This is a genomic window from Allobaileyella intestinalis (genome assembly GCF_009695865.1).
Taxonomy (GTDB): domain Bacteria; phylum Bacillota; class Clostridia; order Peptostreptococcales; family Anaerovoracaceae; genus Allobaileyella; species Allobaileyella intestinalis.
The window spans coordinates 148,429-171,097 of record NZ_VUNB01000004.1 but is presented as its reverse complement, the minus strand read 5'-3'; the positions used below and the strand labels follow the sequence as shown (position 1 = coordinate 171,097).

Annotated in this window: 21 protein-coding genes; all 21 read left to right on the top strand. The window is 44.8% G+C overall.

All coding sequences use genetic code 11. The features are described 5' to 3' along the window. Positions 1 to 8: 8 nt before the first annotated feature. The 21 genes from FYJ66_RS05760 to FYJ66_RS05660 all read left to right on the top strand — a co-directional run bounded on the left by FYJ66_RS05760 (position 9) and on the right by FYJ66_RS05660 (position 22,659). Entirely contained in the window at positions 9 to 350 is a 342-nt protein-coding gene (locus tag FYJ66_RS05760) for a YlbF/YmcA family competence regulator (protein WP_154572562.1), read from the top strand. 100 nt (positions 351 to 450) lie between these two features. After that, positions 451 to 1,014 carry an elongation factor P gene (gene efp, locus FYJ66_RS05755; RefSeq protein WP_154572561.1) on the top strand — a complete coding sequence of 188 codons (564 nt, stop codon included), beginning with the start codon at positions 451 to 453 and terminating at the stop codon, positions 1,012 to 1,014. 36 nt (positions 1,015 to 1,050) lie between these two features. Continuing rightward, positions 1,051 to 2,109 (top strand): endolytic transglycosylase MltG, encoded by a 1,059-nt coding sequence (mltG, locus tag FYJ66_RS05750; protein ID WP_154572560.1) that lies wholly within the window; start codon positions 1,051 to 1,053, stop codon positions 2,107 to 2,109. Positions 2,110 to 2,184: 75 nt separating this feature from the next. Next, positions 2,185 to 2,994, top strand: a complete 810-nt coding sequence (locus FYJ66_RS05745) for an O-methyltransferase (protein WP_154572559.1) — start codon at positions 2,185 to 2,187, stop codon at positions 2,992 to 2,994. Between the two features lie 22 nt (positions 2,995 to 3,016). Further along, positions 3,017 to 4,267 carry a peptidase U32 family protein gene (locus tag FYJ66_RS05740; RefSeq protein ID WP_154572558.1) on the top strand — a complete coding sequence of 417 codons (1,251 nt, stop codon included), beginning with the start codon at positions 3,017 to 3,019 and terminating at the stop codon, positions 4,265 to 4,267. Between the two features lie 114 nt (positions 4,268 to 4,381). Continuing rightward, the gene (locus FYJ66_RS05735; protein WP_206157009.1) at positions 4,382 to 5,650 is read left to right on the top strand and encodes a hemolysin family protein; all 1,269 of its coding nucleotides are present in this window, start codon (positions 4,382 to 4,384) and stop codon (positions 5,648 to 5,650) included. Between the two features lie 2 nt (positions 5,651 to 5,652). Continuing rightward, positions 5,653 to 6,012: an Asp23/Gls24 family envelope stress response protein gene (locus FYJ66_RS05730; protein WP_154572556.1), complete on the top strand. Its 360-nt coding sequence runs from the start codon at positions 5,653 to 5,655 to the stop codon at positions 6,010 to 6,012. A 23-nt stretch (positions 6,013 to 6,035) separates the two neighbouring features. Beyond that, positions 6,036 to 6,428, top strand: a complete 393-nt coding sequence (nusB, locus tag FYJ66_RS05725; RefSeq protein ID WP_154572555.1) for a transcription antitermination factor NusB — start codon at positions 6,036 to 6,038, stop codon at positions 6,426 to 6,428. Beyond that, the gene (locus FYJ66_RS05720; RefSeq protein ID WP_206157008.1) at positions 6,418 to 7,503 is read left to right on the top strand and encodes a tRNA (adenosine(37)-N6)-threonylcarbamoyltransferase complex transferase subunit TsaD; all 1,086 of its coding nucleotides are present in this window, start codon (positions 6,418 to 6,420) and stop codon (positions 7,501 to 7,503) included. Before nusB ends, FYJ66_RS05720 begins: the two co-directional genes overlap by 11 nt. Positions 7,504 to 7,508: 5 nt before the next feature. Continuing rightward, on the top strand, positions 7,509 to 8,660 hold the full coding sequence (xseA, locus tag FYJ66_RS05715) for an exodeoxyribonuclease VII large subunit (RefSeq protein WP_154572553.1): 1,152 nt from the start codon (positions 7,509 to 7,511) through the stop codon (positions 8,658 to 8,660). A 30-nt stretch (positions 8,661 to 8,690) separates the two neighbouring features. After that, positions 8,691 to 8,909 (top strand): exodeoxyribonuclease VII small subunit, encoded by a 219-nt coding sequence (gene xseB / locus FYJ66_RS05710; RefSeq protein ID WP_154572552.1) that lies wholly within the window; start codon positions 8,691 to 8,693, stop codon positions 8,907 to 8,909. Beyond that, entirely contained in the window at positions 8,893 to 9,786 is an 894-nt protein-coding gene (locus tag FYJ66_RS05705) for a polyprenyl synthetase family protein (RefSeq protein ID WP_154572551.1), read from the top strand. The genes xseB and FYJ66_RS05705 overlap by 17 nt, the downstream gene beginning before the upstream one ends. Before the next feature lie 20 nt (positions 9,787 to 9,806). Continuing rightward, complete coding sequence (gene dxs, locus FYJ66_RS05700) at positions 9,807 to 11,669, top strand: 1-deoxy-D-xylulose-5-phosphate synthase (RefSeq protein WP_154572550.1); 1,863 nt, start codon at positions 9,807 to 9,809, stop codon at positions 11,667 to 11,669. After that, positions 11,653 to 12,462: a TlyA family RNA methyltransferase gene (locus tag FYJ66_RS05695; RefSeq protein ID WP_154572549.1), complete on the top strand. Its 810-nt coding sequence runs from the start codon at positions 11,653 to 11,655 to the stop codon at positions 12,460 to 12,462. The genes dxs and FYJ66_RS05695 overlap by 17 nt, the downstream gene beginning before the upstream one ends. Positions 12,463 to 12,479: 17 nt before the next feature. Beyond that, the gene (locus FYJ66_RS05690; protein WP_154572548.1) at positions 12,480 to 13,415 is read left to right on the top strand and encodes an AEC family transporter; all 936 of its coding nucleotides are present in this window, start codon (positions 12,480 to 12,482) and stop codon (positions 13,413 to 13,415) included. A 31-nt stretch (positions 13,416 to 13,446) separates the two neighbouring features. Further along, complete coding sequence (locus FYJ66_RS05685; RefSeq protein ID WP_154572547.1) at positions 13,447 to 14,394, top strand: alpha-hydroxy-acid oxidizing protein; 948 nt, start codon at positions 13,447 to 13,449, stop codon at positions 14,392 to 14,394. A gap of 158 nt (positions 14,395 to 14,552) precedes the next feature. Beyond that, positions 14,553 to 15,785 (top strand): pyridoxal phosphate-dependent aminotransferase, encoded by a 1,233-nt coding sequence (locus FYJ66_RS05680; protein WP_154572546.1) that lies wholly within the window; start codon positions 14,553 to 14,555, stop codon positions 15,783 to 15,785. 63 nt (positions 15,786 to 15,848) lie between these two features. Next, entirely contained in the window at positions 15,849 to 18,500 is a 2,652-nt protein-coding gene (gene mutS / locus FYJ66_RS05675; protein ID WP_154572545.1) for a DNA mismatch repair protein MutS, read from the top strand. 55 nt (positions 18,501 to 18,555) lie between these two features. Continuing rightward, complete coding sequence (mutL, locus tag FYJ66_RS05670; protein WP_154572544.1) at positions 18,556 to 20,508, top strand: DNA mismatch repair endonuclease MutL; 1,953 nt, start codon at positions 18,556 to 18,558, stop codon at positions 20,506 to 20,508. Between the two features lie 21 nt (positions 20,509 to 20,529). Continuing rightward, positions 20,530 to 21,510, top strand: a complete 981-nt coding sequence (gene miaA / locus FYJ66_RS05665) for a tRNA (adenosine(37)-N6)-dimethylallyltransferase MiaA (RefSeq protein ID WP_235897369.1) — start codon at positions 20,530 to 20,532, stop codon at positions 21,508 to 21,510. Further along, complete coding sequence (locus tag FYJ66_RS05660; RefSeq protein WP_154572543.1) at positions 21,511 to 22,659, top strand: tyrosine-type recombinase/integrase; 1,149 nt, start codon at positions 21,511 to 21,513, stop codon at positions 22,657 to 22,659. It begins immediately after the preceding gene. The last annotated feature ends 10 nt before the right edge of the window (positions 22,660 to 22,669 follow it).

Below are 22,669 nucleotides of genomic sequence, written 5' to 3'. Positions count from 1 at the left end.
AGGTTCATATGAACGTATATGAAGAAGCTCACAACCTGGCAACGGCAATAAAAGAAAGCGGAGAATACAAGGAATTCGACCAGGCAAGAAAAAGCATTGACCAGGATCCTCAGCTAAAAGAAATGGTAAAGCAGATGGAGTCCATCCAGATGGAAATGCAGTTAAGCCAGGCTAGAGGCGAACAGATAAATCCTCAGCTGATGTCTCAGCTTCAGAGCATTTCTGCAATGCTTATGACAAAGCCTGAAGCAGCCGGGTATATCCAGTCCATGACCAGATTTTCAGTGATGATGAAGGATGTTTATGATATACTAATGGATGCAATAGGCGTTAATATGCCTGGTATGTAGTTTGTGCCTCAGCACGTGTTAATGATTTGCTGCTTTAAACAGCGTTTAACAAAACATATCTGAACAGTTATTTCAATATTACTTATTAAGGAGAGAAAGAATGATCACAGCAGGAGATTTCAGAAAAGGCATGACCTTCGAGATGAATGGTGAGCCACATGTAGTACTTGACTTCCAGCATGTTAAGCCAGGTAAGGGCGCAGCTTTTGTAAGAACAAAGTACAAGAATATTCTTACAGGTGCTACTCGTGAAGATGCCTTCAACCCTAACGACAAGTTTGAGCCTGCAAGAATTGATACTAAGACAATGCAGTATCTCTACAATGACGGTGAGCTTTATTACTTCATGGATATGGAGACTTACGACCAGATTCCGCTTACTCACGATCTTGTAGAGAACGCTGTAAAGTACATCAGAGAGAACGATACTGCTACAGTTAAGTTCTACAAAGACAATGCATTCGACGTTGAGGCTCCAAACTTCGTTGATCTGGTAGTAACAGAGACAGAGCCTGGTGTTAAGGGTGATACAGCAACTAACGTTACTAAGGCTGCAACAGTTGAGACTGGAACAGTAATTCAGGTTCCTATCTTCATCGAAGAAGGTGAGAAGATCCAGATAGACACAAGATCTGGTGAATATCTGGGAAGATCAAAGGAGTAATCCTTTAGTGATCATTCTGTAAACGAAAGGATTTAAATGAATAAAACCGTTAAGAAAGCCATTGTCATACTGGTCATCATCTTGGCTGTTGTGGTAGCTGCCAGCCTGGGACTGTCAGCTCTCAATAAGCCTCTGAACAGGAATGACCAGACATATAAGAATGTGACCATTGAGCAGGGATCTTCCACTGGTGATATTGCTGCTATTCTTAAGAAGAACGGCCTAATCAACAGCGAAGGCAGCTACAAGTTCCTTTCCAAGATCTGGCGCTATGACGGAAAATATAAAGCAGGAATGTATTCTCTGTCACCAAGCATGACGAAAAGCGAAATAGCCGATATCATTAAGTCGGGTAAAAGCCAGGGACTTACAGTAACTATTCCTGAAGGATATACTGTAGATCAGATAGCTAAGCTTCTGGCTGATCAGGGACTTGTAGATAAGGATAAATTCCTTGACGCATGTGCAAATGGTGATTTTTCAAAATTCAGTTTCGTCCCTTCAGACAAGAAGGGCGATCCTAACAGACTTGAAGGATTCCTCTTCCCTGAGACTTATCAGCTCCCTGTAAATGCTGATGCGGAACAGATCATCGTAATGATGTTAAGTCAGTTCCAGACAGTGTATAGCGACAAGTATCAAAAGAAAGCTGAATCCATGGGACTTACCACCGAACAGGTAATAACCATTGCTTCTCTTATTGAAAAAGAAGCTGCTGCTGATCAGGACAGAGCAAAGGTAGCCAGCGTCATCTACAACAGACTTGACAAAGATATGGCCCTTCAGTTCTGCTCCAGCGTCCAGTACCTTCTGGATAAGCAGGGCATACACAAGGAGATTCTGTCGGAGGCGGATACTCAGATAGATTCTCCTTATAACACTTATATTAACAAGGGACTGCCTCCGGCACCAATATGTTCACCGGGAAAGGCATCTATCAGGGCCGCTCTCTGGCCTGACAAAACTGATTACCTGTATTTCGTAGTCAGCCCTAAACTGGATGGCACAAACGAATTCACCAGTGACTATGATGAGTTCCAGAAAATATCCAGTGAATATGCAAAGGCTGTGGAGAAGAGAGACAGCAAGAAGTAAATATCATTATTATCAGGTGTCTGACCGCTGAGGCGGTCAGACATTTGGTGTATTTTTAAAACCATATAACAATTAATGAATATAACTAACGACAAGATCACAGAATATATCAGGTCCTTCTCTCCTGAGAAGAACCAGGGTCTGGAAGCCCTGAGAGAGCAGTGTATTGAAGAGAGGATTCCGCTGATACTTCCGGAGACAAGGGAATTTATCCGGGTTCTTCTTAATATCACTAAGCCTTCCGGCATTCTGGAGATTGGTACTGCCTGGGGATATTCCTCGGCTTTTTTTGCCATGACCCTTAAGGATGTCTGGATAACCACCATTGAGAAATCTCAGAGAACTGCTTCAAGGGCGTCTTTTAACCACAGAAAGCTAGGTGTCAGCAGCCGCATCAGTATTATTACCGGCGACGGTGCTGATATATTAAGATATATGAACGAAATGAGGATGAACCCGGATGCTGCGGAGGAAGAGCTGCTGCGCCGGGTCAAGGAAGATCCGGAAACCGCTTTTGCAGGTGCTCCAGCATCTGTAGATGATCCTGAGTGGGAACCAGACATAATGACTACTGACAGGATTGAACAGATCAAGGAAGCCTCAGAAAGAAAATACGATTTTTTGTTTATTGATGCCGCAAAAAGCCACTACCGGGAATTCTTTGATCAGGGCATGAGTCTATTAGAACCAGGTTCTGTAATCCTCTGTGACAATGTGCTCATGAAGGCTTCAGTGATTGACAGCGATTATGACGGCCATCGAAGGCACAGGACAAACGTCAAGAGGATGACTGAGTTTCTTGATTATATAAACTCAAGAGACGACATGGTATCCTCAATAATATCCTGTGGCGACGGACTGGCGCTGATAAAAATGAAAGATTAGAAAGATTGGAAAGATTTATTTTATGACTGATTTTACAAATAAAAGGCCGGCCATAGAGCTTCTTGCTCCAGCCGGAGATATGGAAAAACTTAAGACAGCTGTATACTATGGTGCTGACGCAGTATATTTCGGAGGAGAGATGTTCAGCCTGAGGGCAGGAGCCGGTAACCTTTCTGTTCCTGAAATCAGGGAAGCAATGGACTTTCTCCACGCCAGAGGGGCCAGGGGATATATGACAATAAACATATATCCTCACAATGAACACTTGAATCTCCTGAGAAATTATTTGATGGAGATCAAGGATATTCCTGTAGATGCCTTTCTCGTATCGGACCCGGGAGTGATGACTATACTTAAGGAGATCATTCCAGATGCTGAGATACATCTTAGCACACAAGCAAATACTACCAACTACATGACTGCCAGATTCTGGGCCTCAATGGGTGTGAAGAGAATAGTAACGGCCAGGGAGATGAGCCTCAAAGAAATCAGAGAAATGAGAGATCAGCTTCCTGATGAAGTGGAAATCGAAAGTTTTGTTCACGGAGCAATGTGCATCTCATATTCCGGCAGATGTCTCATGAGCAATTTCATGACTGGCAGAGATGCAAATATGGGCGCCTGTACTCATCCCTGCAGATGGAAGTACTCCATCGTAGAAGAGAAACGACCTGGTGAGTATTATCCTATTGAGGAAGATTCCCACGGAAGCTATATAATGAACTCCAGAGATCTCTGCATGCTGGACGGCATTCCTGACCTGGCAGCAGCCGGAGTTTCTTCCCTTAAGATCGAAGGAAGAATGAAGAGCGCCTACTATGTTGCTACAGTTGTTTCAGCATACAGAACAGCTCTTGACAATTATCTTGCTGATCCGGACAACTACCAATATGACCCTGCCTGGTTCACAGAACTTTGCAAGGCAAGTCACAGAGAATTTACTCACGGTTTCTACTACAACAAGCCTTCGGCTGAGGATCAGAACTATCAGTCCAGCGATTATATCAGGGAATATTCTTTTGTAGGTATGGTAAAAGGAGTTGAGCCCGAAACGGGATTCGCCCTGGTTGAACAGAGAAACAAGTTCTCTATAGGAGATGAGATTGAAATCTTCGGACCTGGTGTTCCTTTTACAAAAGAAGTTATAACTGAGATGTACAACCAGGAGGGGGAACCTGTGGAATCGGCTCCTCATCCTCAGCAGATCATAAAGCTGAAACTCAGTACTCCTGTTAAAGAAAATTACATACTGAGAATGAAAAAACAGATTTAGCCTGTAATCACTTGTTTTTGGTAATTTTAATATGATTAATTCAGAAAGGAATTGTAATTTATGTCGTCTGACGGGTCTTTCCCCTTATTTATCTTAGCAGCTGCCATAATAATAATGGCAATCGTAAACGGCTTTGCTGTTGCAGCCAGAAGAAGCCTTGACCATCTGGACCGTAATGCAATCAAAGAAAGTCTTGAAGAGGACTGTGACAACAAGAGACTGACGAGAATATTGAACTTCCTGGACAAACCATCTGGCTACCATTATGCAGACACTATGATCAACAGTCTGTGCCTGCTTTGCAGCATGGTGATGTTCAGCATCTACATATTTGCAAAGACAGATATCTGGTGGCACAGACTCATTTTTGAAGCAGTATTTTTCATAGTATATCTTGCTCTTTCCGACTTGCTGCCGAAGAAACTGGCCGTTCAGAATGCAGAAGATTACGCTATCAGCCTGGTGACTTACCAGAGGTTCCTGTATTTTATTACTCTTCCTCTGGTAAAAATAACTGTGGCCATTGCCAACTTTGTTCTCATACTGCTCAGAAAAGACACAGATGTAGATGATGCGTATTTCTCGGAAGCACGGATTATGTCCATGCTTGATAAAGGCCAGGAAACAGGAGAGATCAAAGAAGAAGGCCGGAAGATGATTGACAGCATTTTTCAGTTTGATGACCTTCTTGCCTACGAAATCATGACACCTCGTACTGATGTGTTCATGATCGACCTCCAGGATGACAAGGATGAATATTTTGACCAGCTGATGGAACTCAGATATTCCCGGATTCCCATCTGTGACAATGATGCTGACAATATTGTGGGAATCCTCCACATAAAAGATTACCTGCTCAAAGGAGGTCTGGAAGGATTTGACAATGTAGACATCCGTCAGATTATGAGAGAACCTTATCTGGTTCCGGAAACCAAGAACATAGATTCACTTTTCGTTGAACTTCAGAGAACCAAGCAGCACATTGCAGTGCTCATCGACGAATATGGCGGTTTCAGCGGGATCGTATCTGTAGAGGACATTATCGAGCAGATTGTGGGAGACATTGATGATGAATTTGACCAGGAGGAAAGGATAATCACCAAGGTAGATGATAATACTTTCATCGTGGACGGAGATGTTTATCTAGACGACCTGGACGAAGAAACAGGAATCCAGCTGGAGTCAGAGAATAATGAGACCATAGGAGGTTTTATTATCGAACTCATGGGAGAAATCCCTAGAGAGAACAAGACCTATCCTGAAATCAGATATCAAAATTACCTTTTTGAAATTCTCAAAGTCAGAGACAGACGAATAGACAGCCTGAGGATTACAATCGACAAGGAAGAGCCTTCTGACAATCAGGAACGAAAGGAGAAATAGAAATGAGCGAAGAAAGCATCATTACGGAAAACGGCCAGATAAACGTTGAAGACCAGGTGATTTTTCAGTACGTTTCAGAAGAGGTTCTGAAATACGAAGGTGTCAGCAGGCTGGTTGGCGGAATAACCGAAAGCTTTGCTAAAAACATTTTCGGAAGAGATACAGACGTTCAGGGCATAAAAGTCAGCAGAGACGGAAACAACATTACCATCGACATCCATCTTATTGCTTACTACGGTGTAAACATTCCTCAGATGGCATTCGATATTCAGAACAGCGTGAAGGAAGTAGTTGAGTCATACACCGGCCTTTCCGTTGAAGCTATTAACGTTGGAATTGAAGGTATTGACAAGAGAAAGTAATCGACAGACAGAAAGAGAGAATTATGAAAATCGAAGAAGCTAGAGAAAAAACCATGCAGCTGGTTTTCCAGATGGATGCCAACAATGATTTCAATTATGAGAATCTCTCAATTATAAGTGAAGACAGAAATGTCCTTAAGTCCGGGCAGGCCCTCAGAGTCCTTAAAGCCATAAAGGAACACATTTCCGACATAGACGAAACAATAAGCAGCCACATGGATAAGTGGAAAATTGACCGTATTGGAAAGGCCGACCTGGCAATTCTCCGGGTGGCCGTTGCAGAAATCCTCTATGTTGAGGAAGTTCCTCAGGCTGTTTCAATTAATGAGGCGGTAGAACTTTCCAAAAAATACGGTGATGCGAAGTCTTCATCCTTCGTTAATGCAGTACTGGGCAAAATCTGTAATGAAAACTGATGACCGCAAAATAAGGCCGGATGAAAACAGTTTTTTCCTGGGAATCGACACATCCAACTACAAAACATCTGTATCTCTTCTGGATCACCAGGGAGCTTTGTTCTTCCAGAAGTCTGAGCTTCTTGAAGTGAAAAAAGGGGAGTGCGGTCTGCGCCAGTCTACGGCTTACTTCAATCATGGCAGGAGGCTGCCCTCATTTTTAAAAGAAGGGCTGGACTGTATGAGGGAGAAGTGTCCTGAGGGGAAAATCAGGGCGGTTGCCCTTTCATTCAGGCCTAGAAATGTTGAAAAAAGCTATATGCCGGTTTTTCTGGCAGGTCTGGAGGCCGGCGTTAACATTGGAAATGCACTGAACATTCCGGTCTATGGATTTTCACACCAGGAAGGTCACATCCATTCCGTTATCAGCGGGACTTTAAACGAACACCCTGCCGTAGAAGAACCGGAAAAGCCGTTTATTTTTTTCCATATCTCAGGTGGCACTACAGAAGCACTCTTGTGTTCTCTTGATGGAATACATTATTCTGCTGAGATTGCAGGAGGAACGAAGGACATAAGCCTGGGTCAGCTGCTGGACAGAGCCGGTGTTCAAGCCGGTTTTCCTTTTCCTGCCGGAAAATACCTGGATCAGCTGGCTCTTGCAGCTCCAGTTACAGTCAAGCCTTCTAAGGTCAGGATCAGGGACGGATGGTTCAACCTCTCCGGCCAGGAAACTCAGGTGAGAAAAATGATCACCCCAGATGATTGCAGCTGCGTTCCGGGAATTTTCCATATGATATCTGAACTGCTGGCTGAAGAAGCTTTCTTTCTGTGCAATAAGTACGGTATTACAGACCTGGTAATAGCCGGGGGAGTCGGCGCCAGCAAATATCTGCGGACCAATGTGCCAAAAGAACTTGAAGGGCTTACAGGTATGAGAAAAGCCACAACGGAAACAATTGGCCCCAGGATACACTGGGGATCCCCTGAACTCTCTGGAGATAATGGATCTGGCATAGCCGGACTTGGATACAACGCCTGGATCTCCGGAGAGCCGTCTCACGCAAACATGCTTCTTGATTTTCTAAACAGGTAAACAAAATGAATCCCATAACCGTTTCTCAAGTAAACAATTACATATCGAACAAGCTGCGCTCAGATTTCAACCTGAAAGACATGGCTGTAGAAGGGGAAATATCCGGCCTGAGTCAGGGGGCAGGGCATATTTATTTCACCCTTAAAGACAAAGACAGCATGATCCGGTGCGCAATCTGGAAGAGCATCCGTAAAAACATAGATGAAAGTCTTCTGGAAAACGGCCGCCAGGTAGTTGTGATTGCTGACATCAGCCCATACGCAAAGGGCGGCTCTTATTCCTTAAGCGTAAGAGGTGTAATGGCCAGGGGTGAAGGTGCCCTTATGGCAGAATTCAACAGGGTGAAAAAGCTTCTTGCTTCCGAAGGGCTTTTCGACGAAAGCCACAAAAGGCCTTTGCCTTTCTTTCCTGAAAGAGTGGGAATTATTACCTCCAGCACAGGAATGGCCATTGACGATATACGGAAGACTATTTTGCAGAGAAACGACTACGTAGATTTAATTGTTTTCCCTACTATCGTCCAGGGTCCTGCTGCTCCCCAATCCATTATTGAAAACATACGGGAAGCAAACAGGCTGAACAAGGAGGGAAAAAGAATTGACATCCTCATTGTAGGAAGGGGAGGAGGATCCCCTGAGGACCTTGCTGCCTTCAGCGATGAACAGGTGGCCCGGGCGGTGTTTAACTCTGAGATACCAGTTATTTCAGCTGTGGGACACACGGAGGATGTTTCCATCTGCGATTTTACTGCAGATGTCTGCGCAAAGACTCCAACAGAGGCTGGAAAGCTTATTACAGACACCTTCCAGCTTAAAGAGGAAATCCTGGACAGAATCCGCATGCTGGATGACAGCATTGAAGGCCGTGTAATATCTGAAAGGAGGGCAGTAGAAGACAGCATGAGGCTTCTCAGCTCTGAAATCAGAGGCAAAATACGGCAGCTGAAAATGGAAGTGGACAAATCAGTTCTTGTCCTGAGAGAAAACAACCCTCAGAAGATATTCAGTAAAGGCTATGCCGCAGTTACTGATTCTGACGGAAAAATAATTTCCCATGTTTCAGCTATGTCAAAGGGAGAACAATATGAGATAATAATGAATGGCGGATCAGCAGAAGTGACGGTGCTGAGCACGAAGGAAACAAAACAAACAATATAACAATATAAAGTTACAAGAGGGGAATTGACCATGGAGAATGAAAACGGCAGCAGAACATTTACCAGTGCCCTTGAGAGCCTGAGAAAAGCTGCAGATCAGATAGGAAGACCTTCTGTCTCCCTTGAAGAAGCAATGGAACTCTACAATTCAGGAATGAAAGACGCTGAATACTGCAGAGAAATTCTGGACAAGGCTGAACAGAAGATTGAAATATACAGGAAGGGGGAAGAAGATGACCAGAACTTATGATGAATATAAGGGAATAATCGAAGAGCATCTTCTTGACTATTTCCCCACCATGGATTCAAGAGTAGATATTCTCAGGAAGGCTATGGCATACAGCCTGGAGGCTGGTGGAAAAAGGCTTCGCCCTGTTCTTCTTCTGGCCGCTTGTGAATTTGGCGGCTGTGATTACAGGGAAGCTCTCCCATACGCTGCAGCCATTGAATATGTACACACTTATTCTCTTATACACGACGACCTTCCTGCCATGGACAACGACAATCTCCGCCGGGGCATACCTACGAATCATATTGTTTTCGGTGAAGACATGGCAATACTTGCAGGAGATGCACTGCTGAACACAGCCATGGAAGTCATGATGAGGAATCTAACCCTCCACTTTGACAATCACGAAAAGCTGATGAACTGCGTGAGAGCAGCTCTTACCATAGCAAAGGCTGCCGGAGTAACAGGAATGATTGCTGGGCAGGTAGCCGACGTAAAGAACATTTCAGATAATGTAGACTCCGATATCGTAGATTTCATTGACAGCAACAAAACAGGAGCTCTCATTAAGGCACCTGTAATTGCAGGCCTGAGAATTGCAGGGGTCAAGAAAGAAATGATTCTGGACTTTGACATCTATGCAGAAAACATAGGAAAAGCTTTCCAGATATCAGACGATATCCTTGACATTACCAGCAATCCTGAAACCCTTGGAAAATCCATTGGAAAAGATCAAGAAGAAGGAAAGTGCAACTATGCCGCAGTAAACGGCATGGATGCCGCTAAGAAAGAGCTAAATATTCTTACGGAAAACGCTATTGCTGCTCTTGAAAAATACGGAGAAAAGGCAGAATTTTTCACTGACCTGGCCGAAAAACTCAAAGAAAGAGATCATTAGCTTAGAACGGAGGTGTTCAGATGATATACGACCTGGAACACGATGATCTGCTTCAAGCAGTTAAAGAAGATAACTACGCTGATTTGGAAGACCTTTGTCAGCAGATCCGCGATTTTCTTATTGACAAGATATCAAAAACAGGAGGCCACCTGGCTTCAAATCTTGGAGCAGTTGAGCTTACAGTCATGCTCCACAGGGTTTTCAACAGCCCTGAAGACAAGATAATATTCGATGTAGGACACCAGTCATACGTTCACAAGATACTGACAGGCAGAGCGTCTGAATTTGACACGTTAAGACAGTACAAAGGACTTAGCGGATTTCCAAAGGCTTACGAGAGCCCCCACGATGCTTATGACACCGGCCACAGCTCCACTTCAATCGGAGCTGCCGCAGGATATGCTGCAGCCAGAGATCTGAAGGGTGAATTCAATCAGGTGGTGGCAGTCATAGGAGACGGGGCCATGACCGGAGGACTGGCATATGAAGCATTGAATAACATTGGAAGCAGAAAGCTCAATGTTAAGATCGTCTTGAACGATAACGAAATGTCCATTGCAAAAAACGTGGGAGCCCTCAGTTCCCACCTTACCAGGCTCAGGACTTCAGACAATTATCTGAAGGCTAAATCTTCTGTGAAATCCACATTGAAGACTATTCCTGTAGTAGGTTCCAGAATAAGCGGAAATATCAGCGCTACAAAGGAAAGAATCAAATTCTCCATTCTCAGCGACCAGGCAGTTTTCTTTGAGGAGCTGGGAATAAAATACATCGGACCTATTAGCGGATACGACCTGGAAATGCTGGATGAGGCCTTTACAGCTGCAAAGGCCATTGACGGCCCTGTAATCGTTCATGTAACCACAAAAAAAGGGAAGGGATATCCTTACTCCGAAAAATATCCAAGGAAATTCCACGGAATCGGTCCCTTTGACAAGGATACAGGAGAAGTATTAGCTAAATCTGAAGGTCCTTCATATTCCAAGGTATTCGGACATAAGCTGAACCAGCTGGCAGATAATAATGACAAAATAGTAGCCATTACTGCAGCCATGGGGACAGCCACCGGACTGGGACCTTTTTATAAAGATCATCCGGAACGATTTTTCGACGTGGGAATTGCAGAGCAGGTGGCTGTGGTCTTTGCTGCGGGACTGGCCAAAGCAGGTATGGTTCCTGTCTGTGCCATATACTCTTCTTTTCTGCAGAGAGCATATGATCAGATTGTGGAAGATGTATGTCTCCAGAATCTCCACGTTATTTTTGCCATTGACAGGGCAGGCCTGGTAGGTGCTGACGGAGAGACCCATCACGGTGTTTTCGACCTTTCATATCTCAGCTCCGTTCCGGGAATTGAAATTCTCTGTCCAGCTGACGGCAATCAGCTGGAAGAAATGCTGGATTATGCAGTTAATGTCTGCAAAGGTCCTGTAGCAATAAGATATCCGAGAGGTTCTTCTGTTTCAGAACACCTGAGAATCAAAGCTTTCACCGGAGACAATATCAGGCTTACTGAGGGAAAAGATGTAACACTTCTTGCCGTAGGTGCCATGATGGATCCATGTCTCAAGGCTGCGGAAATCCTAAGGGAAAATGGCCTGGACACAGGTGTATGGAACGTGGGAAGGGTGAAACCTTTCGTCAATACATGGAAGGACCTGGACACCAGGCTGGTGGTAACTGCCGAAGATAATGTTTATAACGGCGGGTTTGGTGAAAGATTTGCCGCCGAAAACCAGCATGCAGATTATGAAGTCATGAGCGTTTCAGTTCCAGATGAGTTTGTAGAACAGGGAACTGTTGCACAGCTCAGAGCTCAGTGCGGCATGACTGGTGAACAAATAGCAGAAGGAGTGCTGAAAAAATTTGAAAGAAAGGCTTGATGTAATTCTTGTTCAGAGAGGTTTATCTGAATCGAGAGACAAGGCAAAAAGAACTATTATGGCCGGTCTTGTCACTGTAGATGGATGTGTAGAAGACAAGGCCGGACAGAAATTCGACATAGATGCTGAAATAGAAGTTAAAGGCAAGCTGTGCCCATATGTAAGCAGAGGCGGGCTGAAACTGGAAAAGGCCATTGAAGTCTTCGGAATCAATCCTGAAGGTTGTACCTGCGTTGACATGGGAGCTTCAACTGGAGGTTTCACCGACTGCATGCTCCAGAACGGCGCTGTAAAAGTCTATTCCGTGGACGTAGGCTACGGTCAGCTGGACTACCGTCTCCGCGTGGATCCCCGGGTGGTCTGCATGGAAAAAACAAACATACGGTACATGGACACCAGCCTGATAACAGATCCCATCAGTCTGATTTCCATAGATGTTTCATTTATCTCTGTAAAACACATGCTTCCAGTTGCTGCAAAACTTCTGGACGGAGATGGCACTGTTCTCTGCCTTGTAAAACCACAGTTTGAGGCAGGTAGAGAACAGGTGGGGAAGAACGGCATTGTAAGAGATCCGGACGTTCACAAGCAGGTCATCAGATCGGTTATCTCCTATGGTAATGAAAACGGATTCACACCTGCAGGCCTTACCTTCTCACCTGTAAAGGGCACAAAGGGGAATATTGAATACCTTTTATATCTTAAAGCAGGAGAACTCAGCCCCGGAGAGAAGATAGTAGATGAGGATATGATAAACGGAGCAGTTCTTGAAGCTCACGGGAAACTGGACTGACGAGGAGGGTTTATACCATGAAAGCCTTAGAGGCTCTATTTCCTGTATTTTTCATGATGTTCCTGGGTTATTTGGCCAGGAAGAAAAACTGGATCACAAGGGAGCAGGATGAAGGAGCTAAGAAAATAGTTTTCCAGATTCTGTTTCCTTTTCTTGTATATAACGTACTTGTTTCATCCCAACTCTCCCAGCACCTGCTGATCCAGATTCTGTTTCTGGATGCAGCCTGGATAATTATTTACTTTATCGGGAAAAAAACCGCATCTTTCACCAGCAGCCAGTTCAGCAGAATTTCACCTTTTCTGCTTCTCACCTGTGAAGGAGGAAATGTAGCTCTGCCTCTCTATATCACCATGGTTGGTTCGGCCTATGCAGTAAACATCGTGACCTTTGACGTTGCCGGAATACTGATTAACTTCGGCTTCGTCCCTGCAGTAATCGCAAAACAGATATCAGGGCGTACAGACTGGAAAGATGTAACAAAGAGCATTTTCACCAGTTCTTTCGTAATTGCTGTCCTTGCAGGAGTTCTTGTAAACCTCTCCGGACTTCACAGCTCATTGATGGACACATCCTGGGGGCCGGTTTATACAGCCACCGCAGAAATGGCAATCAAGCCTATAACGGGAATCATCCTGTTCACTCTGGGATATGAACTGCAGATACAAAGCTCATTCATGAAACCCCTTATCCGTCTGGCTGCAACCAGGCTGATCTGCTGCGGCACTATTATATGCCTGTTTTTCCTTTTGTTTCCCGGGCTAATGGCTGACACCATATTCAGAATAGGTGTAATTTTCTACTTCCTTTGTCCTACAGGGTTTCCCGTGCCTCTCCAGGTCACTCCTCTTATTAAAGACAGTGAAGAAGAGGCTTTTATGGCCGCGTTTCTATCACTTTTCATGGTGATAGCCCTTGTGGCATATGCAGTTATTACAGTCATTTACTTGTAAAAAATTCTCTTTTATCGAAAGGAATACGACTATGAGCAATGAAGTCAAAAGTCCATGGCCTGGTCCAAAGGGACTGATACCAGTAACTTCTGGAAGAGCCGATGACGCAAATATCTACAACAGAAATTACCTGGACAGCATACACCTGGAAATGAGAATAATAGATGCTGTTAAACCAGATCTGTCGACGGAGATCTTTGGCAGGAAATATTCCTCGCCAATAATGATGCCCGCCTTCTCTCATCTGAACAAAGTAGGAAAAGACGGAAGAAAACCCATGGTGGAATACGCCAGGGCAGCAGCAGCTCTTAACGTTCTTAACTGGACAGGAATGGAGCCAGATGAGGATTTCAAGGAAATAACAGAAACCGGAGCAGACACAGTCAGAATAATAAAGCCTTTTGCTGATCACTCCATTATTCTTGATCAGATATCTTTTGCAGAATCCTGCGGAGCTGTGGCAGTAGGGGTGGACATAGATCACGTTCCCGGAACCACAGGAGGTTATGATGTGGTAGATGGATTCCCAATGGGAACAGTAACCACTGATGATCTGAAAGAATACGCTTCATCCACCTCCCTTCCATTTGTTGCAAAGGGAGTTCTCTCTGTATCAGATGCATTGAAAGCTGAAAAAGCAGGATGCAGTGCCATTGTGGTATCCCACCACCACGGCAGACTGCCATTCGGTACAGCTCCAGCCCGCATTCTCCCTGACATTAAGAAGGCCTTAGAAGGCAGCAACATGAAGATTTTCGCAGACTGTTCTGTAGAATCGGGCTACGACGCATATAAACTCATGGCCCTTGGTGCTCACAGCGTTTCAACGGGCAGAGCAATACTTTCACCTCTGCTGAAGGAAGGGGCTTCTGGAGTTGAAAAAACTTTCACTAAGCTTAATCAGCAGCTCTCGGAGGTAATGATGTATACAGGCGTCAGTGATACCGGTTCCTTTGATCCATCCGTACTGCATTTTTAACACTTCGAAGGGGTGGCCCGTTCTTTTCCCTTTGAGGTTCAAAGAAATGTTAATTAAGTATCTATAGTTTCCATCTAATTCAATTATGTTATAATAAGAAACAGTATCAGGTTTTTTGTTCTAACAAAATAAATTATATGGGGAGAGTTATAGCTATTATGAGAATTAGTGATGCAGTGAAATCAATGCAGTTTTCTCCGATCCGCCGCTTCAATCCGATTGCCGCAAAGGCCGAAGAAGAGGGAACGAAGATCTACAAACTGAACATTGGACAGCCCGATATTGAGACACCACAGTGCTTTATGGATGCCATCAGAGATTGCACCAGCAGCACAATTGCTTATGAACAGTCTCAGGGTGACAAACTGCTGGTAGATTCAATCATCAGATATTTCAAGAGAGATTATGGCGTAGAGTATACAGAAGATCAGATCATCACAACAAACGGTGGATCTGAGGCGCTGACCATGGCATTCCGTGCCATACTCAACGAGAATGATGAAGTCATCATTCCAGAACCCTATTACACGAACTATAACAGTTTTGTAAAGACGGCAGGGGCCATTGCCAACCCGGTAAAGACCTCTCCAGAAGAAGGTTATCAGTACGCCAGCATTGGTAAACTGGAATCCGCCCTTACAACCAGGACCAAGGCCATTGTTGTAAACAATCCTAACAATCCTACTGGAAGAGTCCTGGCTGACGAGGAAATGGAATACATCGCCGACTTCGCCATCGAACACGATCTGTGGATCGTATGCGATGAGGTATACAGAGAGTATGTATTTGACGGTAAAGCTCCTCAGACCTTTGCCTCCCTTGACAGAGTTTCTGACAGACTGATCATCATTGACTCAGTTTCCAAGAGATTCTCTGCCTGCGGCGCCAGAGTTGGATTCCTGGCATCAAAGAACCAGGAGTTCATGCAGGGCGTATTGAAGATGGCTCAGATGAGACTCTCTGTCTCCACCCTTGATCAGATTGGAGCTGCCGCTCTCTTCGAGCTTCCGAATTCCTATTTTGACAAGATCAGAAACATTTACGAAGCCAGAAGAGATGCCGCATATGACGAGATTTCCAAGATTCCTGGAGTAACTTGTCAGAAACCTGGCGGAGCTTTCTACATGATGATAGATCTGCCTGTTAATGACGCTGAGGAATTCCTTATGTTCATGCTTACAGAATTCAGAGATGAAGGGGAGACCGTTATGTTCGCTCCTGCTGCCGGATTCTATGCAACAGAAGGCCTTGGAAAAAGCGAAATTCGAATAGCCTACGTGCTCAAGGAAGAAGACATGAGAAGAGCCTGCTCCCTTATCAAAAAAGGCGTAGCTGCTTATAACAAAAAAAGAGAGCTTCTCAATGCCAGAATCTGGAGGAATCAGCTATAACAACAATTATTTTATCGCAATTTGCAGGAAGCATCTGCTTCCGGCAGCATAGGAGATAGACATATGGCGCTGTCACCGATGATGCAGCAATACAATGAAATAAAAAGATCCTATCAGGACTGCCTGCTCATGTTCCGTCTGGGAGACTTTTACGAGCTATTCTTTGAAGATGCCGAAACAGCCTCCCGGGAACTGGGTCTCACACTTACAGGCAGAAACTGCGGGTTAAAAGAAAGGGCTCCCATGTGCGGAGTTCCTTTTCATGCTGCGGACAGTTATATTTCAACATTAGTAAAAAAAGGTCACAAGGTGGCAATCTGCGAACAGCTGGAAGATCCGGCTACCGCTAAGGGAATCGTCAAGAGAGACGTTATCCGGGTTGTAACACCAGGCACCCTGGATTTCGATCAGAACGACTCAAGAAATCTTTTTATCGCCTCTCTTAATATTTCCGGAAACACAGGATCACTGGCTTATTCAGATGTCTCAACAGGAGAGCTTTATGCCCTTGAGGTAAAAATAGATGGACGGGACGATTCTCTTGGTTCAGAGCTTGCCAAGATAGGACCTGGCGAAATAATTCTTACAGGATCCACTCTGGAACGGCTGAGCCAGGTAATCGGAGATGACCTTCGTGCATACTACTACAACGTTTTAGACGATTCCTATTACAAGAAAGGAACCTGTGAAAGAGTCATTAAAGAACATTTTTCCATTGAATCTCTGTTGCCTCTTGGAATAGAAGACCGACCGGGATTAATAAGTTCTGTTGGCTCAATTTTAATGTATCTCACAGATACCCAGAAACAGGATCCATCCCAGATAACCGAATTAATTCTTAATGATCCCTCAGGCCATATGATTCTGGACAGGGCCACCGTCAGGAATCTGGAGTTGCTGGAGACCCTTTATGATAAGAACATCCAGGGCTCTCTCCTTGGTGTTCTTGATAAAACAGAGACGGCAATGGGTGGCAGACTTCTCAAAAGATATATCCTGCAGCCCCTTACTGATCCAGAAGAAATAAATCTCAGGCTGGACGGTGTTGAAGCTCTTGTAAACGACAGAGACCTTCTGGACCTGGTTTCGTCCAGCCTTAGAAAAATCTACGATTTCGAGAGATTAAGCGCAAGGGTAAGCAGCGGCCGGGCCAACGCCAAGGACCTGACCGCCCTTAAATTAACCCTCCAGGCTCTCCCTGAACTCCACAGGGCTCTTAAATCCAGTAATTCAAAACTTCTTTCAGAAATTGACAGCCAGCTTGGGGATTTTGAAGAACTGGCTGATTCTATAGACAGGGCAGTAGTAGATGATCCTCCCTTCCTGATTACCGAAGGAGGAATAATCAAAGATGGATTTAACCAGGAGCTGGATGATCTCAAGGACTCCATTGCAGATGCAAAAAACTGGATCACCGGTCTTGAGGCTTCCGAGAAGGAGCGGACGGGTATAAGAACCCTGAAAGTAGGATACAATAAGGTCTTCGGCTACTACATCGATGTTAGCAAGTCGGCCATCGATAAAGTACCTGAAGAATATGTAAGGAAACAGACTCTGGTAAATAACGAAAGGTATATAACACCGGAGCTTAAAGAAAAAGAAACTCTTGTTTTCTCCGCCGAAGCCCGGATAAACGCCCTTGAGTACTCGATTTTTTCCACCTTGAGAAACAACATCAAACCATATATTCCGGCACTTCAGAAGGCATCTTCCGCAGTGGGAATCCTGGATGTGCTTTCGTCCTTTGCCAAGGTTTCTATTTCAGGGGGATTTGTCCGGCCAGATGTTGATTCCGGCGATGTAATCCAGATCAAAGAAGGAAGACATCCTGCTGTTGAGAAGATGATCGGCCGGGAGATGTTTATTCCTAATGACGTTCTAATGGACTGCAGTTCGGAAAGCATGCTGATTATTACAGGGCCAAACATGTCCGGTAAATCCACATACATGAGGCAGACTGCGGTTATAGTTCTGATGGCCCAGATAGGATGTTTCGTTCCTGCCGGAAGTGCCAGAATCGGAGTAGTTGACCGGGTGTTTACCAGAATCGGCGCATCGGACAACCTGGCCTACGGTCAGTCTACCTTCTTCGTGGAAATGAGCGAACTGGCCAACATTCTGAGAAACGCCACAAACAGAAGTCTTGTGATCCTGGACGAAATAGGCAGAGGAACCAGCACCTTTGACGGCCTTTCAATTGCCTGGTCTACCGTTGAATACCTGTGCAGAGAAGGCCACAAGATCAGAACAATGTTTGCAACTCACTACCATGAGCTGACAGTACTGGACAAGAAGCACGACTGTATCAAGAATCTTTCAGTAGATGTAAGCGAAAACGGAAGCGACATTCTCTTCCTCCACCACATCAAAGAGGGGGCTGCCAGCAAAAGCTACGGCATACATGTTGCCAAGATTGCCGGTATTCCATATCAGGTCAGAAGGGGTGCTCAGGCAAAACTCCAGGAGCTTGAAGCTGGAGAAGCGGCAAGCAGAACAGGAAGAGGAATATCCAATGAGCAGATATCAATCTTCGACCAGGTTGCTTCCCCTGAACCAGAAGCTGATAGCAGTTTGGAATTGTATAAAGATGCCATGGATACAGTAAGGTCTGTAGACGTTAACCAGATCACACCTGTAAAGGCTTTAAACATTCTCTGTACTCTCCAGGAGCAGATCAAGGAGATTGATCAGATTGACCAGACTGACACAGAATGAACAGGTTGACCAGCAGCATACCTTCTAATTTGAACAGCTATTTCAGGAGGTTAAAGTGATACAAAAACTTGACCCATTTGTAGCCGACAAGATTGCAGCAGGAGAGGTTATTGAAAAACCTCTTTCTGTTGTAAAAGAACTTGTAGAAAACTCTATTGACGGCGGTGCCAACCGGATTACCGTGGAAATTCGCCAGGGGGGAAAGAGCTACATCCGTGTAACAGACAATGGAACAGGAATCCCGGCAGAGGAAGGAGAACTGGCCTTCGAGAGACATGCCACAGGAAAGATCAGAACCATGACTGACCTTGATTCCATTGAAACTCTGGGTTTCAGAGGTGAAGCCCTGGCAAGCATCTGCGCCGTCTCGAGAATGACCATGTTTACAAGAACAAGAGATGAGGCGGCAGGACTTAAGCTGGAACTTCACGGCGGAAGGGTGGTTACAAAGGAACCCTTTGCCATGTCTCCGGGGACTTCCATGATAGTGGAGGATCTGTTTTACAACACTCCGGCTCGCCGGAAATTTATGAAATCAGATGCTGCCGAAGCAAAACCGATTATCACCCTGATTCAGGAGATGGCAATCTACTATGCTTCCATCAGTTTTACCTTGATTAACAACGGCAGTGAAATAATGAACACTGACGGCAGAGGGAACCGCTTCTCCGCCGTAAATCTCATTTACAAATCGAAAGAATACAAGAATCTTATAGAGATAAACGGCAAATATGTAAATGGCTACATTTCCGGTCCTGGAGTGACAAAAAGCACCAGAAGGAGTCAGATTTTCTTCGTCAACGGCAGGATTATTCACAGTGATTTTATAGAAAAAGCTCTGATGGAAGGTTATGGAGACCGGGTCTTTTCCGGATATCCAATAGCCGTTCTTTTCCTGACCATTCCTCCTGAGGACCTGGACGTTAACATTCACCCCAGCAAGAGAGAAGTGAAGTTTTACGATCAAAAGGACCTGCGATCGGACATAATTACGGCAGTCCGCAGCACCCTTGATTCAATTAATTCCATTCCTGAGGTAATGGAAAGCAAAAAAACTTCCGCCAGCCAGGAACTTCACGAAAACCCTCTCAGCAACCTCTTCAGTACATTGAAAACATGGGAGGAACAGGAGAATAAGCCAGAACCTATTTCCACAAGCCAGATCAGTTTAAATCTGAAGGAAGGTTCTGAAACGAACGTAGATAATGACCTGGGACCTGAGGGGGAAGAGAAGGCTGGAGAAGATGTAAAAAATAATGACCTTTCAGCCCATAATCTTCGGCAGTTCCTTGAGAAAATGCCCTCTCCTGAAGAAAGGAAGAGGAATCGAAATGAAGGACCTGCTACCACTGTTCAATCACAATCTGGTGATATAATTACAGGGATTTCAGAAGACGGGGAATTCGATATTGAACCACCTTCAATCCGTCCATTTGATTTTAACGAGCTGCAGATAAAAGGCTATCTTTTTGACAGCTATATTGTGACTCAGACAGGAGATGCTGTATACCTGCTGGACCAGCATGGGGCTCACGAGCGCATTAACTATGAAAGGCTGGTAAAGGCTTACCGGCAGACCCGCAATCTCCCACAGTCAATACTTGTCCCTTTTTCCATAGAAACCTCTGCAGACCTCTACAATGCAGACAGAACATGGATGGATGATCTTCAGAAAATGGGCTTTGACATTGAGGATTTCGGTAGCGACACCTTTATTGTCAGGGGAATTCCGCCATATATGACCTTGTCTGAGGCCAGAACTTTTGCGGAATCCTATCTTGAAGAGCTGGGGCAGCTGAAAAAAGGAAACAGAATTGTCATAGACAAGCTTATTATGAAGTCCTGCAAGATGTCTGTGAAAGCTAATGACCGGCTGTCGCCCCAGGAAATGGAGAAGCTGCTGGAGCAGCTGGCAGGCTGTATCAATCCATTCAGTTGTCCCCACGGAAGACCTACTTTTATCAGCTTCACCAGAAGTGATATCGAACGTTGGTTCAGAAGAAAATAATTACTGGAAGTGAATTAGAAAATGAGCAATACCGCAAATATGAGTACCACTAATAAAACAGTTTATATTGTAGGCGGACCGACCTGCACTGGAAAGAGCACCGTAGCCTTTTTTCTGGCAAAACGTATAAACGGAGAAATAGTAAACTGCGATTCTGTCCAGCTTTATAAATACATGGACATCGGCAGCGCAAAACCATCTGAAAAACACATGGCAGCAGTTCCTCACCATCTTTACGATTTTGTGGATCCAAGAGAGAACTTTACTGTTGCCCAGTACCAGAAGCTTGCAGAGGAGAAAATCGATGATATTCTCGCAAGAGGGAAGACCCCAATCCTGGTAGGGGGAACAGGTCTTTATCTGAATTCTGTTCTTTACGATATGGATTTTGCTGCAAAACCTGTAGACATGAAAAGGCGTAAGGAACTGGAAGATCTGGGGGCAAAATACGGCTCTGATTATCTCCATCAGCTCCTCTCCGCCGTAGATCCTGAAGCAGCCGCACGGATCCATCCCAACAACCTGCGGAAAATCGTCAGAGCCATCGAAGCATATGAACTTGGAGGTTCCATTAATTCCATGGACAAGCTGAAGCCAAACAAGAAATATGACTTCCGTTTCTATGCCTTGACCATGGACAGGGAGTGGCTCTACGACAGAATCAACAAGAGAGTCATTACACTTATAAGAGCCGGCCTTATTGATGAGGTCAAGAAACTACGGTCAATGGGCCTGACTTTAGATGACCCGTCTATGAAATCCATAGGATACAAAGAGCTTTTTCCATATCTGGACGGAGAAACAGATTTGAAGACAGCTGTCTACGAGATCATGAAAAACACCCGCAGATATGCGAAAAGGCAGATGACCTGGCTGAGAAGATATGATAACGTCCACTGGGTGGAGATCAGAAAAGGCGAGGCTGTCAGCGCTGTTCTAGATCAAATTCTTGCAGATGTGCCAGATGCAAAATCAGCAAATTCTGAAAGGCAGAGTAAGTAAATGGAAGAAAGACCCGGGAAATTCCGTTCACACAACAAAAGCGGCAAGCCTGACAATATTGTTGAGAAGGAGAACGAAATCTTCCTTGAGTGTGAGAAAATTCAGAAAGAACTTCCTGCTTTCCTGAGAAGTTACTTTAACTACCTTAAGGGAAACGTGCTGCCTATGACCAGGCTGGCATATCTCCACGATGTGAAGTTTTTTTTCAACTACCTGGTCAGTGAAACAGATCTTACGAAGGCCGATTCTCCTGGAAAAATAACCATTGAGGAAATTCGCCAGGTTACGGCCGGCGACGTGAATTTTTTCCTGGACTACTGCCGGAGATACGTTGTCTCTGACGGAGAAGACACTACGGTCTACGAGAACAGCAACAGAACTCTTGCCAGAAAGCGTTCATCTGTCTCTGTCTTGTTCAAGTCTCTTTACAGAGAGGGCATACTGGATAAAAACATCACTGACGGATTTGACCCTATTCGTGTTCCCAAGGCAGGAGAAAGAAAGATAAAAGCTCTCCAGGACGATGAGGTCATGATAATGCTGGATGCCGTTACCACAGGCAGCTGTTTTACAGACCATGAAAAAATCTACTGGGAGAAGACAAAGCTCCGGGACAAAGCCATTCTGGTTATCTTTGTTACATACGGCCTGAGGCTTTCTGAACTGCAGCAGCTTAATATATCCAGTTTCAATTTTTCCAGAGGTGAATTTACAATATACCGGAAAAGAGACAAGGAATCGGTAATGCCCCTTAACAAATCTGTGATCATCACCGTCAAGGACTATATTGAAAACGAAAGAGTTCATATAATTCCTCAGGGTGATGAGAATGAAGATGCTCTGTTTCTTTCATTGCAGGGAAAGAGATTGACAAGCAGGGCAATCAGGGATCTTGTAAAAAAATATACAGCCATTGCACTGAATACCACCAGAGATAATGGCTACAGTCCCCACAAGCTGAGAGCCACAGCTGCTACCAGCCTTATTGGAAGGGGAAATTCCATTTATGACGTACAGGCTCTCCTGGACCACGAACAGGTAACAACAACTCAGCTTTACGCTTCCCACAAGATGAACGTCCGGCGTGATCTTGTAAACGATATGGAGTGGGAACTGGAGCGAAGAGAAGGTGACCCTGAGGAACAATGATTTTCCAAAA

Bases quoted from the DNA above. Each gene is read 5' to 3' on its own strand.
- FYJ66_RS05760 (WP_154572562.1), top strand. From the start codon at position 9: ATGAACGTATATGAAGAAGCTCACAACCTGGCAACGGCAATAAAAGAA.
- efp (WP_154572561.1), top strand. From the start codon at position 451: ATGATCACAGCAGGAGATTTCAGAAAAGGCATGACCTTCGAGATGAAT.
- mltG (WP_154572560.1), top strand. From the start codon at position 1,051: ATGAATAAAACCGTTAAGAAAGCCATTGTCATACTGGTCATCATCTTG.
- FYJ66_RS05745 (WP_154572559.1), top strand. From the start codon at position 2,185: ATGAATATAACTAACGACAAGATCACAGAATATATCAGGTCCTTCTCT.
- FYJ66_RS05740 (WP_154572558.1), top strand. From the start codon at position 3,017: ATGACTGATTTTACAAATAAAAGGCCGGCCATAGAGCTTCTTGCTCCA.
- FYJ66_RS05735 (WP_206157009.1), top strand. From the start codon at position 4,382: ATGGCAATCGTAAACGGCTTTGCTGTTGCAGCCAGAAGAAGCCTTGAC.
- FYJ66_RS05730 (WP_154572556.1), top strand. From the start codon at position 5,653: ATGAGCGAAGAAAGCATCATTACGGAAAACGGCCAGATAAACGTTGAA.
- nusB (WP_154572555.1), top strand. From the start codon at position 6,036: ATGAAAATCGAAGAAGCTAGAGAAAAAACCATGCAGCTGGTTTTCCAG.
- FYJ66_RS05720 (WP_206157008.1), top strand. From the start codon at position 6,418: ATGAAAACTGATGACCGCAAAATAAGGCCGGATGAAAACAGTTTTTTC.
- xseA (WP_154572553.1), top strand. From the start codon at position 7,509: ATGAATCCCATAACCGTTTCTCAAGTAAACAATTACATATCGAACAAG.
- xseB (WP_154572552.1), top strand. From the start codon at position 8,691: ATGGAGAATGAAAACGGCAGCAGAACATTTACCAGTGCCCTTGAGAGC.
- FYJ66_RS05705 (WP_154572551.1), top strand. From the start codon at position 8,893: ATGACCAGAACTTATGATGAATATAAGGGAATAATCGAAGAGCATCTT.
- dxs (WP_154572550.1), top strand. From the start codon at position 9,807: ATGATATACGACCTGGAACACGATGATCTGCTTCAAGCAGTTAAAGAA.
- FYJ66_RS05690 (WP_154572548.1), top strand. From the start codon at position 12,480: ATGAAAGCCTTAGAGGCTCTATTTCCTGTATTTTTCATGATGTTCCTG.
- FYJ66_RS05685 (WP_154572547.1), top strand. From the start codon at position 13,447: ATGAGCAATGAAGTCAAAAGTCCATGGCCTGGTCCAAAGGGACTGATA.
- FYJ66_RS05680 (WP_154572546.1), top strand. From the start codon at position 14,553: ATGAGAATTAGTGATGCAGTGAAATCAATGCAGTTTTCTCCGATCCGC.
- mutS (WP_154572545.1), top strand. From the start codon at position 15,849: ATGGCGCTGTCACCGATGATGCAGCAATACAATGAAATAAAAAGATCC.
- miaA (WP_235897369.1), top strand. From the start codon at position 20,530: ATGAGCAATACCGCAAATATGAGTACCACTAATAAAACAGTTTATATT.
- FYJ66_RS05660 (WP_154572543.1), top strand. From the start codon at position 21,511: ATGGAAGAAAGACCCGGGAAATTCCGTTCACACAACAAAAGCGGCAAG.